Consider the following 13,537-nt stretch of genomic DNA (forward strand, 5'->3'; position numbering starts at 1 on the left):
CCTCGCCGCGGTCAGAAGGTCGCGGTGACGACGACGAGATCGGTGTAGATGCCGGCGGCGGGCGCCACGGCCAGCGGGGTGGCGAGCTGGGCGCAGACCTGGTGGTTGTTGATCAGGTTCACCGTGTTCCCGGTGCCGGCCAGCGGCGACGCCGTGGTCCAGGCGGTGTTGCAGCCGGGCTGGAACAGCGCATAGGCCAGGTAGTCCGTGCCATTCCGCATCCGCCGGGTGCCGCCGCTGACGTTCTGGCCGTCGCCGATGGTGATGCTGTAGGGCGTCTGGTAGGTGCAGCGGATGCCGACATTGCCGAACTGCCGCACGCCGGCGGAGCTGGCCTGCGCCGCCGCGACCGAGCCCCAGGAGCCGAAATCGACGTCCTGGAAGTTCTCGAACTGGCAGTTCTTCGGCACCACCGCGGTCAGGGTGAAGTTGGTGACGATCGTGCCGCTCGGGTTGGATAGGCCGGCCTCGCAGCTGGCGTTGCCCGGGTTGAACAGGTACTTCGAGACCAGCTGGTAGCTGTCGGTGTAGGTGCCGGACCGCACCCGGTCCTGCTGCTGCCGGTCGATATAGGTCAGCGTCAGCAGGTTGGACCCCTCGATGTCGGTGCCCGAGGCCGATCCCGGCGAGCTGCCGAAATACATCAGGATGCCGCCGGTCGACTGGCTGCCGCCGCCGTCCTGGGCGTAGAGGCGGTTGAAGTTCTCCTTCATCTGCCACGCCAGCCGGGAATCGGCGTCCTTGGTCTGGTAGGTGGTGTAGTCGCTCGGGCCGATCTGGTTCCCGGTCGCGCGGATATAGGCGCAGACGCGGACGCTGGTGAAGGAGGAGGGCCGGGTGCATTTGTAGCGGACCTCCACCCCGCTGACCGTCGCCCCGGTGTTCGGCACGATGTCCACGGTGACCGAGCCGAAGCTCGGCGGGGTCTTCACGATGCAGGTCTGCGCCCGGGCGTCGGCCGGCGCGAACAGCAGCGTGGCGGCGGCGGCGAACGAGAGGAGGACGAGCAGGCGGGACAGGGAGGTCATGGGGGCTCGTCGGCTAGTAGTTGACCGTGATGACGACGGCGTCGCCGTAGGCTCCGGCAGAGGGGGTGGGCTGCGCGGGAACGCGGCCGTAGACGGTGAGATTCGGGGCGTTTCCGGTTCCCGTGCCGCCAACGGTCGAGCCGGTGACGCCGTCGCCCCACACATTGGTGCGGCCCGCATTGGTGTAGAGCTGGTAGAGGATCGTCTCGGACCCCAGCTTCATCCGCCGGTTGGTAATGGTGGCGCCCGGCCCGGTGCCGGCGCCGAGCGCGATCGAGTACGGCGTGCCCGGGGTACAGCGCATGTCGATCGGCGCCTGGGCGTCGAAGGCGGTGCCCAGCAGGCCGTGCGATCCGAAGTCGAGGACGTTGGATCCCCCGACCAGGCATTTGGCGTTGACCTGGGCGGTGACGTTGAACGGAAAGCCCGGGGTCCTGTTCGCCCCGCCGGCGCAGTTCGCCAGGTAGCTGTAATACATGATCGTGTGGTTGCCGCCGAAGCTCGACGAATAGGTGCCGAGCGGCGTGGTCGGCTGGCCGCCGAAGACACGGCCATACATGGTGAAGGTCTTGCTGCCGGCGCCGTTTCCATCCAGCGCGATCGTGTCCACCAGCGGGCCGCGGGGGTTCTGGCCCGGGAACACGGCGCTGCCCCAGATGTTGGTGCGGCCCGGATCGGTGTAGAGGTCGAAGGACAGGGTGTTCGTCCCGCTGCGGAGATATCGCGGCGTCAGGCTGGACGAGGAGCCGCCGCTGCCGTCGCCAATGTGCAGGCAGACCCAGACGGTGCGGTTGCGCGTGCCGGTGCAGTTGACCCTGACCTGTGTGGTCTGGTCCTGCGACGTCGTGGACAGCGTGTCGATGACCCCGAAAGTGAGGTCGGCGGGGGTGGCCGAGCAGCTTTGGGCCTGCGCCTCGCCGGGCCTGAGCAGCAGTGCGAGGGCGGCGAGCGGGGCGAGAGCGAGGAGGCGGAGCAGCGGGATCATCGGCGCGGCCTCGTCCTCAATAGGCGACGGTGAAGCGGACCGGGCCGCGGTCGCCGACGGCATGGCCCGCCGCCGGCGCGGTGGCGCGCCCGTACAGGGGCACGGTGACCGGGGCGCCGGTGCCGCTGCCGGGAACGGTGTCGACGCCGGCCCGGTCGCCCCAGACGCTCCGGCGCCCGGGGTCGCTGTACAGCCGGTAGGGCATGGCGGGCACGCCGCCTCCCGCGTCGAGGGCGAGGAGATAGGGCAGGCCCTTGGTGCAGTCGATATCGACGCTGCCGGTCCCTTCCAGCATCCGGCCGTCGACTGCCCGGCCGCCGGCCGCGGGGGCCGGGAAGGTCAGGGCCGCGCTCCGGTCGACGCTGCAGGCGGTGTCGATCGTGATCGTGATGTGCAGCGTCGACGCGCCACGGGTCCGCGACCCGGCGGTGCCCGGCATGTTGTCGCCGGGCAGCGAGCCGAGACCGACGGTCGGCCCGGGGTTCTCCGCCACGGCCTCCTGGGCCCGGGCCGGCGGCGACCAGGCCCGGTTGGCTGCGAGGACCAGGGCGATGGCGGTGCCGGCGAGGACGACGAGATGCGAGGAGCGCATGGGATCCTCCTCTCTTCAGCGGCAGGGGACGGGCCCGATCTCGGGCTGGGCGCCCGGGACCGGCTGGTAGTCGAAGCCGGCGCGGCAGGTGCCGGCGGCCTCCGGCAGGGTGACGGTGACGCCGTTCCGGCCGGACAGCCCGGTCAGGTAGGTGCGGCCGTCATAGCCGGTGACGGTGGCCTGGTCGGTGCCGTCGAGCTGCACCACCGCGCCGACCGGCAGCGGCTTGCCGTCCGGGCCGGTCAGGCTGACCACGGCGGCATCGACCTTCTTCACCCCGAAATCGACCACCGCGCCGGAGCGGTCGGCCGGCACCACCACGGTCTGGGTCTCGTCCGGCTGCAGGTCGAGCGCCAGGTTGGCCGGATCGATCGAGATCGTGTTGTTCTGGTACGACTGCAGGTAGGGCACGAAGGCGCGACCGCCGGAGTTGGTGATGGCGACGCGGCGGTTGTTGAGCGAGACCTCGACATTGGGCCCGCCGGCCTTGACCACGGCGAAGGCGTCATCGACCCGGTTGGCCAGGAACACGCCGCCGCCGGCGGCGACGATCGAGCCCTCGACCGTGCCGGTGACGCGGCCCATGTCGCCCGACTGCTCGAGCGAGCCCTGGAGATAGGCGACCGCGCTGCGGTAGTTGACCGTGGCGGACCGGTTGCCGGTGCCGTCGACCGTCTCCTGGTCGCGGACGGCCCAGCCGAGCGAGCCCTCCTCGAGCCGGGCGGACTTGGTCACGCTGGTGTCGAAGCTGGTGCGGTTGCCGGTGCGCGAGACATTGGCCGAGGCGGTCATGTCGCCGCCCAGCGGGATGGTGACGCCGGCGAAGACGCCGTAGTTGCTGCGATCGTCGAAATCGCCGTAGCCGGTGACGTAGACCGAGACGTCGTCGAAGACGGTGCGCGACCAGGAGGCGGTCAGGATCGAGCTGTCGCCGTCCCGGCCGGCGCCGCGGATGCGGGAGAAGCCCAGGCTGAGCGACGAGGGGTCGAAGCCGAGCGGGAAGGACACGCCGGTGCGCAGGATCTCGCGGGCGCGGGAGGAGATCGGCGCGTCATTGTCGTGGCGGCGGTCGACCACCAGGCCGACATCGTTGTAGTCGCCGAGCATGCGGTCGGCGCCGGCATAGAAGGAGTAGCCATTGCGCGAGACCTGGTAGAAGGCGGAGACCTTGCCGCCGGTCTCGTCGCCGTCCTTGGCGCCGTACTGGCTGGCGGCGGCCGCGGCGTTGATGGCGCCGTAGGGGCCGAGGCTGGTGACCACGCCGGCGCCGCCATTGAACAGGCCGCGGGTGGCCTCGAAATGCCCCTCCAGCGTGACCCAGTCGGTGAGGCCGTAGCGGACGCTGGCCGAGCCGGCCAGGCTGCGGTCGTACTGGAACGACTTGTCGCCGTAGCCGAGGCGGACGAAGCCGAGCTCGACCGAGAAATCGAAGAAGTCCGCGCGCAGCATGTCGGGCGCGAAGAAGTAGGAGCGCTGGGTGACGATCTCGCGGCCGAGCGCGTCCTTCATGACGATGCGGGCGTCGCCGCCGCCGCCGAGGAAGGGCAGGCCGGTGAAGTCGAACGGCCCGGCCGGAACCTCGCCCGAGAACACCCGGATGTTGTTCAGATAGAGGTCGAGGGTCGACGGCACCGAGGCGGTTCCGGCCAGGTTCGGCACCGGGGTGGTGACCAGGTCCGGCCGGATGTCGAAGTTGCGTTTGAACTGCAGGCCGCCGAAGCGGTAGGACGAGGTCCAGGACAGCGAGCCGGAGATGCTGTCGCCGGCCTGGTAGACGAACAGGTTCTCCGGGTCGGTATAGCGCCAGGCGCTGTCGAGGCGGATGAAGCCGTTGCTCTCGTTGTCGAAATGGTCGAAGTCGTTGACCCGGGCCAGCGCCGTGGTCGAGACGATGCCGAGGCGGCTCAGCACCCGGGCATCGAAGCTGCCGCTGAGGGTGTTGGTGGTGCTGCCGGCGCTGCTCCAGTCGTACTGGGACGTGCCGTACAGCGTGTAGTTCAGCAGGAAGCCGAGATCCGAGCGCACGGCGGAGAGATCCACCGGCCGCGACCCGGCGCCGACATCGACGCTGGTCGGCACGCGGGCGGTGTCCGGGGCGGTGAAGACGACCGTCTGCTTCGGCTCGTCATAGCGCCAGGTGACGCCGGCCAGGCTGTCGAGCGGGACCAGGCCGTCATTGTTCACCGTGCCGATTCCCGGCTTGATGCCGGCGGTCGACAGGTCGCCCGGGGTGGCGGCGAGCCTGCCGTCCGGCAGGCGCCTGAAGGTGGCCAGCGTGCCGGTCGAGCGGTCGTTGACGATGACGCCGAGCAGCAGGTCCTGGCTCGCATCCGGCCCGCCGGTCGGCAGCGCGTCGGGCGGCGGCACGTCCTGCGAGGACGGCGCGTCCTGGGCGGCCGCCGGCGCCGCGGTGCCGGCGACGCCGAGGGCGATAAGCAGGCACCAGGAGGCGACGCGCGGCCCGGCTCGCAGATTAACGGCCGGCGACCGTCGCCGTCTGGTTGACCGCATAGTCGTCCCCCTTGGCGGTAATGCTGACGCTGCTGCCCGGCTGGATGCGCTGGGCCCCGGCATTGGCGGTCCAGCGCTTGGTGCTGCCCGGCAGGACATAGCCGTTCAGCCCCTCCCCGAAGGAGACGCGGCCGGCAGGCGACGCGACCGTCAGGTTGGCGATCTTGGCGTGGCGGTCGCCGCTGTTGGTGGCCTCGACCACCAGGCTGCCGCCCTCGCGCCGGACATCCCAGCGCAGCTCGGCGCCGGCGGCACGATCGGCGAAGAACACCGGGATCGAGTAGCGGACGACGAGGTTCACGGCGTCGGCCGGGCGGCGGACATTGACCTCCGGCAGCTCGTCGATCAGCAGGCGGTAGGTCTGCTCGCCGCTGGCGACGGGGGCCGCGGTGCGGGCGACGCGGATGGTGTAGGTGGTGCCCGGCTGCAGCGAGGCGGCCGGCGGGCTGGCGACCACGTCGGTGGCCAGGGCCAGTTGGTCGTCGCCGCCGCTCTGCGTCCATTTGAAGACGCGGACCTGGACGTTGACCGGCCGGTCGCCGTTGTTGCGGAGGTTGACGGCGGACGCCTGGGCCGGCGCGGTCAGGTCGACGGAGACGGGCGACACCTGGAGGGATGCCGCCCGGCCGTCGGTTGCAAAGACCAGCCCAGGGACCACCGCGAGAAGCGCGAGGAAGCGGCGCATCAGGGGTGTCCTCGGGTCGGCGGTCAGTAGGTGACGGTGATGGTGACGGTGTCGTTGTAGACGCCGGCCGTCGGGGTGTTCTGCGGCGGGACGCGGCCGAACACCTGGGTGCTCTGGACGGTGCCGTCGGCGGTCTTCGACACGGTGTTGCCGCCGGCGCCGGTGGTGTTGCCCCAGACGGTGGTCCGGGCCGAGTCCTGGTACAGCTGGTAGGCCACGAACTCGGTGCCGTTCTTCATCCGACGGGTGGTGACGTCGCCGGGCGTGGACGGGTTCAGGCCGGCGTTGAGGCCGATCTGGTAGGCGGTGCCGTTGGTGCACTGGACCTGGATCGAGCCGGTGCCGCTGGTCGCGGTCTGGCCGTCCACATTGGCGTTCAGCACGCCGTGGCTGCCGAAGTCGAGCACGGCGTCGCCGGCGCCCGTGCCGCCGCTGCCGGCATTGACCTGGCATTCCTTGGTGATGGTGATCTTGACCTGCAGGTTGCCGGTCGCGGTGGCGGCGTCCGCCACGGTCGAGAACCCAGCCACGGCCAGCGCCGCCGCAGCCAGGATCGGGGTAACAGCCTTCATCGTCCTCTCCAAAACCCATGTTATGAGGCCGGGCTTCTCAATTGCCCGGTTCAGCCCGCACCCCCTTCCCTGGCCGTCGCGGCCCGCAGGCGAGTCGTGCGCTCTGACGCGTTTGCCAAAGGCGGGCCCAGTCCCCCGGAGCCGCATTCGAACTGATTTGTATCAAATTTTAGATAATTTAGAGTTACAGCTGCAACAGCAATCTTTCCCAATTTTGAGAGAATGTGGCCCGAGCCCCTGCCCACGGGATTGAATTCCGCGCAGATTCAAGGAGATATGGCGCCTTGGACGCTGCTTGGCGCCCGGCTAGGATGCCGGGGCCGGCGACGGGGCGGGGCCGGGTCAGGGGGGGTGGAATGCACGGGCAGATCGGGATCTGGCTGGATTGGGTCGGCGTCGCCGTCTTCGCGCTGACCGGCGCCCTGGTCGCGGCCCGCCGCCAGGCCGACCCGGTCGGCTTCATCATCCTGGCCACCGCCACCGGCATCGGCGGCGGCACGCTGCGCGACCTGCTGCTCGGCATCGGGCCGGTGTTCTGGATCGCCGATCCGGTCGACCTGGTGATCTGCGTCGCCGTGGCCCTGGCCGTGTTCTTCGGCCATCCGACCTTCGCCGGCCAGGGCCGGCGGCGCCGGGTGATCGTCTGGGCCGACGCGGTCGGCATGGCGCTGTTCGCGGTGACCGGCGCGGGGCGGGCGATGGATACCGGGGCGCCGGCGGTCTCGGCCATCGTGTGCGGCGCCATGACCGCCACCTTCGGCGGCATCATCCGCGACGTCATCATCGGCCAGGTCACGCTGATCGTCAGCGGCGAGATCTACGTCACCGCCGCGGTGCTGGGCGCGACCGTCTATGTGGTGATCCGGATGATCACCGGCGACGCGCTGCTGGCCGCCTGCCTCGGCGCCGCGGCGGCCTTCGGCCTGCGGGCGATGGCGCTCGGCCTCGGCTGGTCGCTGCCGCGATTCCCGCCCTCGCCGCCCGACACGCCGGCCGGCTGACCGTCCGGAACCGGCCCTCCGCCATTGCCATTCTCCAGGAATGGCAACCGAGACGCTGCAGGACCTGGCGGCCGAGGCACGCGGCTGCACCCGCTGCCCGCTGTACAAGCCCGCGACGCAGACGGTGTTCGGCGAGGGCCCGAGAGGCGCCGCCATCGTCTTCGTCGGCGAGCAGCCGGGCGACCAGGAGGACCGGCAGGGCCGTCCCTTCGTCGGCCCGGCCGGCCGGATCTTCGACCAGGCCCTGGCCGAGGCCGGCATCCCGCGCGACCGGGCCTACATCACCAACGCGGTCAAGCATTTCAAGTTCACGCCGCGCGGCAAGCGCCGCCTGCACAAGCGGCCGAACGCCTTCGAGATCGACCGCTGCAAATGGTGGCTCGACCGCGAACTGGCGCTGATCCGCCCGCGCCTGACCGTTGCTCTCGGCGCCACCGCGGTCCGGGCGCTGACCGGCCGGCCGCTCGCGATCGGCGAGACTCGCGGCCGGATCTTCGACCTGGCGCCGGACCTGCCGGGCCTGGTCACGGTGCATCCGTCCTCGCTGCTGCGGGTGCCGGATCCGGAGGCGAAGCGGCTGGCCTATGCCGCCTTCGTGAAGGATTTGGCCGTCGCCGCGGATGCGCTCACACTCACGGGGTGAACCGGCGGCACCCGCGACCGTCCGGACCGAAGGAGGAGACCGACCATGGGCCATACCTACGCCATCACCGAGCTCGCCGGCTCGTCGGAGAAGGGTCTCGAGGACGCGATCCAGACCGCCATCGCCACCGCGTCGAAGACGCTGCGCAACCTCGACTGGTTCGAGGTGAAGGAGATCCGCGGCCATCTCAAGGACGGCAAGGTGGGGCACTATCAGGTCGTGCTGCGTGTCGGCTTCCGCTACGACGAGAAATAGGCTCCGACTGGGTGAGCCGATCGGGCCAGTTGGTCACGTATTGCCTCTCCCGCTTGCGGGAGAGGTCAGAGACGCGAAGCGGCTCCGGGTGAGGGGAGTTTGTCGAGGCCTGGGCCCGCCCTCACCCGGTCGTCCTGCGGACGCCCGACCTCTCCCGCCACGCGGAAGAGGCCACGCGTGAGGACGCCCGGCATCCTGTCAGGCCCTGGCGTGACCGGCTCTCGATCCATTCCGCTCGAGCCCGTCCAGCAGCGCCGCCGCGACCCGGCCCGCGCCCAGCCCGTCGCACAGGTCGGCCGAGGCGCGGGACAGGCGGCGCAGCCCGTCCGTGTCACCGAGGAAGGCGGCGATCGCGGCCCGCAGCGCGGCATCGTCCAGCGCCGCCGTGTCGCCGGCCAGCGCGACGATGCCGGACGCGACCAGCGCCTGCGCCGTCGGCCGCTGGTTGTCGGCCAGGGTGACGGCCAGCGTCGGCAGGCCGAGGCAGCAGCGCTCCCACGAGCTGCTGCCCATCGCCCCGATCGCCGCGTCGGCCTGCAGCATCGCCTGCGCCATGTCGTCCAGCCCGACATGGCAGCGGAAGCGCGGATCGGCATCGGCGAGCGACCGCACCCGGGCGATGCTGGGCGCCGCCGGCCCGAGCACGACCTCGGCACGGGCGAAGCCCGGGATCGCCGCCAGCGCGGCGCAGACGCGGCCGGTGATGCCGCCGACATCGGTCAGGCCCAGCGACACCAGGATCGTCCCCGGCCGTCCTGCAGCCTGGCGCCGCTCCAGCGCCGCCGGCCGCAGCGCCGCGAAATCCGGGCGCAGCAGGGCATAGTCCAGGCCGACCAGCCGCCGGCAGCCGGGCGGCACCAGCCCGTCATAGGCGGAGGCGACGGCGCCGAAATTCTGGTTCAGCAGCAGGTCGCAGTGGTGCGGCGCCGCCGCGAGGTCGTCGATCACCAGCAGCCGGCGCGCTGCGGCGGCGAAAACCTGCTCCTGCTGCGCCGTCCAGCTGTAGAGATCGCACACCGCCGCATCGGCGCCGTCCGGCCAGGCAGCCTGGAGCGCCGCCACCGCCGCGTCGGGATCCGGCCCGACCACACGGCAGTCGGCGCCGGCCAGGGCCGGCACCACGGCCAGGGCGTCCTCGTTCACCAGGAACAAGCAGTCGGCGCCGCGATCCGCCAGGGCCCGGGCCAGGGACAGGCAGCGCATGGCATGGCCACCGCCGATCGCGGCCGACGCGTCCAGCCGGAAGGCGACGCGGGGCGCCGCCTCAGACGGTCCAGCCATCGAGGGCGCCCGGCCGCTTGATCTCGATCTCGACGAAGGCGATCGGATGCGGCGAGCCGTTCATCACGTCGTGGCGGATGCCGGCCGGGCGCATGTAGGACTGGCCCTCGGCCAGCGGCACGTCGGTCTCGGCCTCGCCATTGTGGATCCGCAGCGTGCCGGCGCGCAGCATGATCACGAAATAGGGATAGCCGTGCTGGTGCCAGCCGGTGGCGGCGCCCGGCTCGAAGTCCCAGCGGGTGATCCGGACGGTGTCGTCGTCCTGCTGCACGGTCGGCACCGCCCGCGGTGCGTTCTGGAAGGCCATGATCTGCTCCGACTCTGCCGGCGCCACAGTGCGGGCTGGGTCCGCCGCAGGCAAGCGGCACGGGTCGTTGTCAGGCCAGGACGGAGGGGCTAGACAGGCGGAAACGCAGGAGGGGCTGATGATGCGGGGATGGATCGGGGCGATTGCCTCGGCGGTCATGATCGGAATGGCCGTTCCGGCTGCGGCCGAGACGGTGTCGGTGCTGACGCCCTATCTCTCCGCCGTCGCCACCGGCGAGATGGTCGAGACCTTCAAGGCCGATGCCGAAAAGCGCGGCTGGACCGTCTCGGTGGTCGACACCGCCGGCGATTTCGGCGCCCTGGCCAGCCGGGTCGAGGATGTGGTCCACGCCCGGGCCGGCGCCATCGTGCTGGTGTCGATCAACCCGGCGCAGATCCAGGACCAGGTCGGCAAGGCCGCCGCGGCCGGCATCCCGGTCTTCGCCATCGACGGCGCGACGGGGCCGGGGGTGACGCTGAACGTGACCTCGGACAACCACGCCCTCGGCAAGACCATGACCGACTTCCTGTTCGGCCGGCTGGGCGGCAAGGGCACGATCGTCCGCTTCTTCCATTCGGCCCATCCCGGGGTGCATCAGCGCGAGATCGCGCTGGACGAGGCGCTGCAGGCGGCGCCGGGCATCCGCCAGGTGGCCGACCACTACGTCCAGGTGCCGGGCCAGATCGACGACAGCCGCAACGCCATGGAGGCGATGCTGGCCGCCAACCCGGCGCCGGGCGCGATCGACGCCGTCTGGGCGGCCTGGGACGAGCCCGGCATCGGCGCCCTCTTGGCGCTGCAGGCGGCCGGGCGGACCGACATCGTCATCGCCGGCATCGACGGCAACCCGCAGACGATCGACCTGATCCGGCAATGCACGCCCTTCATCGCCACGGTCCGCCAGAACTTCGCCGAGATGGCGACGATCACCGCCGGCCAGATGGCCAAGGTCTTCGCCGGCGGCAAGCCCGACGCCGCCGAGCTCTACGCCCCCGGCACGCTGGTCACCCGCGACAGCCTGGGCGTGACCTGCCCGTGAGAGCTCTTCGAAATGGGAATTTGTTCCTTTCAAATCCCCCCTCCCCTTGCGGGAGGGGGGCAGGGGGAGGGGGTTGTCGATCGAACAGAGCCGGCCGTTCCCATTCAAATTCCTGCAGCAATCCGGCCACTGAACTGACGTTTGCGTCTGCGGCGCGAACCCCCTCCCCCTATCCCCCTCCCGCGAGGGGAGGGGGGGCTCTTTTGGCGAGACCGCGCCATGCTGGCTGAAGCCCGGCTGGTCGAGCGGTTCGGCACGCCGGCGGCGCTGGCGGCGATCGTGCTGGGCTTCGCCCTGGCGCGGCCGGACGCCTTCGCCACCGCCGCCAACCTGCTGAACGTCACCCAGCAGATGGCGATCCTGGCGATCGTCGCCGCCGCCGCGACCCTGGTCATGGTGATCGGCGAGTTCGACCTGTCGGTCGGCTTCATCGCCTCGCTGGCCGGGGTGCTGGTGGTCAAGCTGCTGGCCGCCGGCACCGGCATCGCGCCCGCGATCCTGCTGACGCTGCTGGCCTGCGCCGCCATCGGGGCGCTGAACGGGCTGGTGGTGCACGGCCTCAGGGCGCCGTCCTTCATCGCCACGCTGGCGCTGGGCACCATCGCCTCGGGCCTCGCCTACTGGCTGTCGGGCGGCGCCAGCCTGTTCCAGGGCATCCCGCCCGGCTTCACCGCGCTGGCCCGGGCCGCGGCCGGCCCGGTGCCGGTGCTGACGCTGTGGATGCTGGCGGTGCTGCTGGCGGCCGGCGGCACCCTGGCGCTGACCGTGTTCGGCCGGCGGCTGATCGCGATCGGCAGCAACCGCGAGGCGGCGCGCCTGTCCGGCGTGCCGATCGGCCGGCCGGTGGTCGTGGTCTTCGCCCTCTCCGCCGCCCTGTCCGGCCTGGCCGGGGTGCTGCTGGCGGCGCGGCTGGGCAGCGTCCAGCACACCATGGGCGAGAGCCTGCTGCTGCCCGCCTATGCCGCCGTCTTCCTCGGCATGACCGCGTTCCGCGGCGGCCGCCCGAACATCCTGGGCACCGCGGTCGGCGTCGCCATCATCGCGGTGCTGGCGAACGGGCTGACCATCCTCAACGTCGATCCCTTCTTCCAGAAGATGGTCACCGGCGCGATCATCATCGCCGCGGTGATGTTGCGCCGCTTCGGCATGGCGGCGGCGCGATGAGCATCCTTCTGGTCTTCGATCTCGGCACCACGGCGCTGAAGTTGGTGGCCTTCGGCGAGGACGGCCGGCCCGCCCGCCAAGTCGAGGCGCGCCACCCGACCCGGTCGACCCCCGGCGGCGGGCAGGAGCAGGACCCGGAGGATTGGTGGACCGCCGCCGCCACCGCCTGCGCCGCCCTGCCGACGGCGATGCGCGAATCGGTGCGGGCGATCGCCCTGGTCGGCACCATGGAGAACCTGGTGCCGATCGACGCCGGGGGGCGCCCGGTCCGGCCGGCCCTGCTGTACAGCGACGGCCGCAGCGGCGCGACCTTCGCGCCGGTCCGCGACCGGCTGCTGGCGGCGGGCGCCCCGCCCGTGCTGGGCAACGCGCCCGGGCCGCTGAACACGGTCGCCAAGCTGCGCTGGCTGCAGCAGGCGGAGCCCGAGGCGGCGCGGCGGGTCGCGACCATCCTGCCGGGGGCCAAGGACTATCTGGCGCTGCGCCTGACCGGGCGGATCGCCACCGATCCCGCGGCCGGCACCACGGTCGGGCTGATGGACATCGCCCGACGCGACTGGTCGGCGCCGCTGGTCGAGGCGGTCGGCCTGGACCCCGCCCTGCTGCCGCCGATCCTGCCGGCCGATGCGGTGATCGGGGAGCTGCTGGGCCCGGCGGCGCAGGCGCTGGGCCTGCCGCTGGGCTGCCCGGTGGTGAATGGCTGCGGCGACGCCGCGGCCTCGACCATCGGCGCGGCCGCCGACGGCCAGCTGCATGTCTATCTCGGCACCAGCGGCTGGGTCGCGCGCAGCGGGCCGCTCGACCCCGCCGCCCTGCCGCGGCCCTTCACCACCCTGGCGCATCCGCGCGCCGGCTGGGCGATCGAGATCGCGCCGCTGCTGACCGCCGGCGACGCCGCCGGCTGGTTCGGCCGGATCGCCGGCGCCGAGCTGGCGGTGCTGGATGCCGAGGCGGAGGCGGCCGATGCGGCGCCGCCGGAGACGCTGTTCCTGCCCTATCTCAAGGGCGAGCGGTCGCCCTTCGTCGACCTGGCGCTGCGCGGCGCCCTGCTCGACCTCGACATTTCCCAGGGCCGCGGCGCCCTGCACTATGCGGTGCTGGAGGGCGTGGCGCTGGCGCTGCGCAACAATCTCGACGCGATGGCGGCGCGGCCGGGGCCGATCCGGCTGACCGGCGGCGGCGGCGCCAGCCGGGTCTGGCCGCAGCTGATCGCCGACGCCACCGGCCGGGTGGTGGAATGCGCCGACCTGCCGACCGCGACCACGGCGATGGGCGGATACCGCATCGCCGCCGCGGCGCTGGGCTGGCCGGAGCCGCCGGACGGCGTCGCCGCGATCCACGAGCCGCGCCGGGACCGGGCGGCGCGGGCGGAGCGGCGCCTCGCCCGCTTCCGCCAGGCCACGGAGGAGGCGCGGCAGCGGGCGGCCGAAGGATCGGATCGATAAAAAAGGGCCGCCCCGAAGGGCGGCCCGAA

14 protein-coding genes are annotated in these 13,537 nt (G+C 71.8%); 6 read left to right on the forward strand and 8 right to left on the reverse strand.

Going from position 1 to position 13,537, the window contains the following annotated elements; genetic code table 11:
* Window positions 1-11 precede the first annotated feature (11 nt).
* The 6 genes from BWR60_RS16055 to BWR60_RS16080 are packed head-to-tail and all read right to left on the reverse strand — an operon-like array spanning window position 12 to window position 6,373.
* Window positions 12-1,028, reverse strand: coding sequence for a Csu type fimbrial protein (locus BWR60_RS16055; RefSeq protein WP_088152030.1), 1,017 nt, complete (start codon window positions 1,026-1,028; stop codon window positions 12-14).
* A 13-nt stretch (window positions 1,029-1,041) separates the two neighbouring features.
* Window positions 1,042-2,013, reverse strand: a complete 972-nt coding sequence (locus BWR60_RS16060) for a Csu type fimbrial protein (protein ID WP_179221794.1) — start codon at window positions 2,011-2,013, stop codon at window positions 1,042-1,044.
* Window positions 2,014-2,029: 16 nt separating this feature from the next.
* On the reverse strand, window positions 2,030-2,605 hold the full coding sequence (locus BWR60_RS16065; protein WP_088152032.1) for a Csu type fimbrial protein: 576 nt from the start codon (window positions 2,603-2,605) through the stop codon (window positions 2,030-2,032).
* Window positions 2,606-2,620: 15 nt separating this feature from the next.
* Window positions 2,621-5,116, reverse strand: a complete 2,496-nt coding sequence (locus tag BWR60_RS16070) for a fimbria/pilus outer membrane usher protein (protein ID WP_088152033.1) — start codon at window positions 5,114-5,116, stop codon at window positions 2,621-2,623.
* On the reverse strand, window positions 5,079-5,801 hold the full coding sequence (locus BWR60_RS16075) for a fimbrial biogenesis chaperone (protein ID WP_088152034.1): 723 nt from the start codon (window positions 5,799-5,801) through the stop codon (window positions 5,079-5,081). The genes BWR60_RS16070 and BWR60_RS16075 overlap by 38 nt, the downstream gene beginning before the upstream one ends.
* Before the next feature lie 23 nt (window positions 5,802-5,824).
* Window positions 5,825-6,373 (reverse strand): Csu type fimbrial protein, encoded by a 549-nt coding sequence (locus tag BWR60_RS16080; protein WP_088152035.1) that lies wholly within the window; start codon window positions 6,371-6,373, stop codon window positions 5,825-5,827.
* A 356-nt stretch (window positions 6,374-6,729) separates the two neighbouring features.
* Here BWR60_RS16080 and BWR60_RS16085 point away from each other — a divergent pair, with 356 nt between their 5' ends.
* Genes BWR60_RS16085 through BWR60_RS16095 form a run of 3 tightly spaced genes read left to right on the forward strand, consistent with a single transcriptional unit; the run spans window position 6,730 to window position 8,272 of the window.
* Window positions 6,730-7,374 (forward strand): trimeric intracellular cation channel family protein, encoded by a 645-nt coding sequence (locus BWR60_RS16085; RefSeq protein ID WP_088152036.1) that lies wholly within the window; start codon window positions 6,730-6,732, stop codon window positions 7,372-7,374.
* 40 nt (window positions 7,375-7,414) lie between these two features.
* Window positions 7,415-8,017: a UdgX family uracil-DNA binding protein gene (locus tag BWR60_RS16090; RefSeq protein WP_088152037.1), complete on the forward strand. Its 603-nt coding sequence runs from the start codon at window positions 7,415-7,417 to the stop codon at window positions 8,015-8,017.
* Window positions 8,018-8,062: 45 nt separating this feature from the next.
* Window positions 8,063-8,272 carry a dodecin gene (locus tag BWR60_RS16095; protein WP_088152038.1) on the forward strand — a complete coding sequence of 70 codons (210 nt, stop codon included), beginning with the start codon at window positions 8,063-8,065 and terminating at the stop codon, window positions 8,270-8,272.
* 198 nt (window positions 8,273-8,470) lie between these two features.
* Here BWR60_RS16095 and pseG read toward each other — a convergent pair whose 3' ends face one another.
* Window positions 8,471-9,553, reverse strand: coding sequence for a UDP-2,4-diacetamido-2,4,6-trideoxy-beta-L-altropyranose hydrolase (gene pseG / locus BWR60_RS16100; protein WP_088152039.1), 1,083 nt, complete (start codon window positions 9,551-9,553; stop codon window positions 8,471-8,473).
* A complete protein-coding gene (locus BWR60_RS16105) occupies window positions 9,537-9,860 on the reverse strand; it encodes a cupin domain-containing protein (protein ID WP_088152040.1) in 324 nt (107 codons plus the stop codon). The genes pseG and BWR60_RS16105 overlap by 17 nt, the downstream gene beginning before the upstream one ends.
* A gap of 166 nt (window positions 9,861-10,026) precedes the next feature.
* On the opposite strand from BWR60_RS16105, the gene BWR60_RS16110 reads away from it, so the two are divergent.
* The 3 genes from BWR60_RS16110 (at window position 10,027) to BWR60_RS16120 (ending at window position 13,508) form a co-directional block, all read left to right on the forward strand.
* Window positions 10,027-10,899: a substrate-binding domain-containing protein gene (locus BWR60_RS16110; RefSeq protein ID WP_088152096.1), complete on the forward strand. Its 873-nt coding sequence runs from the start codon at window positions 10,027-10,029 to the stop codon at window positions 10,897-10,899.
* A 219-nt stretch (window positions 10,900-11,118) separates the two neighbouring features.
* A complete protein-coding gene (locus BWR60_RS16115; protein ID WP_088152041.1) occupies window positions 11,119-12,063 on the forward strand; it encodes an ABC transporter permease in 945 nt (314 codons plus the stop codon).
* Window positions 12,060-13,508 (forward strand): xylulokinase, encoded by a 1,449-nt coding sequence (locus BWR60_RS16120; RefSeq protein WP_088152042.1) that lies wholly within the window; start codon window positions 12,060-12,062, stop codon window positions 13,506-13,508. The genes BWR60_RS16115 and BWR60_RS16120 overlap by 4 nt, the downstream gene beginning before the upstream one ends.
* Window positions 13,509-13,537: the final 29 nt, after the last annotated feature.

It is taken from the genome of Inquilinus limosus (assembly GCF_002195995.1).
GTDB classification, from domain to species: domain Bacteria; phylum Pseudomonadota; class Alphaproteobacteria; order DSM-16000; family Inquilinaceae; genus Inquilinus; species Inquilinus limosus_C.

Bases quoted from the DNA above. Each gene is read 5' to 3' on its own strand.
- pseG (WP_088152039.1), bottom strand. From the start codon at position 9,553: ATGGCTGGACCGTCTGAGGCGGCGCCCCGCGTCGCCTTCCGGCTGGAC.
- BWR60_RS16060 (WP_179221794.1), bottom strand. From the start codon at position 2,013: ATGATCCCGCTGCTCCGCCTCCTCGCTCTCGCCCCGCTCGCCGCCCTC.
- BWR60_RS16055 (WP_088152030.1), bottom strand. From the start codon at position 1,028: ATGACCTCCCTGTCCCGCCTGCTCGTCCTCCTCTCGTTCGCCGCCGCC.
- BWR60_RS16120 (WP_088152042.1), top strand. From the start codon at position 12,060: ATGAGCATCCTTCTGGTCTTCGATCTCGGCACCACGGCGCTGAAGTTG.
- BWR60_RS16065 (WP_088152032.1), bottom strand. From the start codon at position 2,605: ATGCGCTCCTCGCATCTCGTCGTCCTCGCCGGCACCGCCATCGCCCTG.
- BWR60_RS16095 (WP_088152038.1), top strand. From the start codon at position 8,063: ATGGGCCATACCTACGCCATCACCGAGCTCGCCGGCTCGTCGGAGAAG.
- BWR60_RS16080 (WP_088152035.1), bottom strand. From the start codon at position 6,373: ATGAAGGCTGTTACCCCGATCCTGGCTGCGGCGGCGCTGGCCGTGGCT.
- BWR60_RS16070 (WP_088152033.1), bottom strand. From the start codon at position 5,116: ATGCGGTCAACCAGACGGCGACGGTCGCCGGCCGTTAATCTGCGAGCC.
- BWR60_RS16085 (WP_088152036.1), top strand. From the start codon at position 6,730: ATGCACGGGCAGATCGGGATCTGGCTGGATTGGGTCGGCGTCGCCGTC.
- BWR60_RS16075 (WP_088152034.1), bottom strand. From the start codon at position 5,801: ATGCGCCGCTTCCTCGCGCTTCTCGCGGTGGTCCCTGGGCTGGTCTTT.
- BWR60_RS16115 (WP_088152041.1), top strand. From the start codon at position 11,119: ATGCTGGCTGAAGCCCGGCTGGTCGAGCGGTTCGGCACGCCGGCGGCG.
- BWR60_RS16105 (WP_088152040.1), bottom strand. From the start codon at position 9,860: ATGGCCTTCCAGAACGCACCGCGGGCGGTGCCGACCGTGCAGCAGGAC.
- BWR60_RS16090 (WP_088152037.1), top strand. From the start codon at position 7,415: ATGGCAACCGAGACGCTGCAGGACCTGGCGGCCGAGGCACGCGGCTGC.
- BWR60_RS16110 (WP_088152096.1), top strand. From the start codon at position 10,027: ATGGCCGTTCCGGCTGCGGCCGAGACGGTGTCGGTGCTGACGCCCTAT.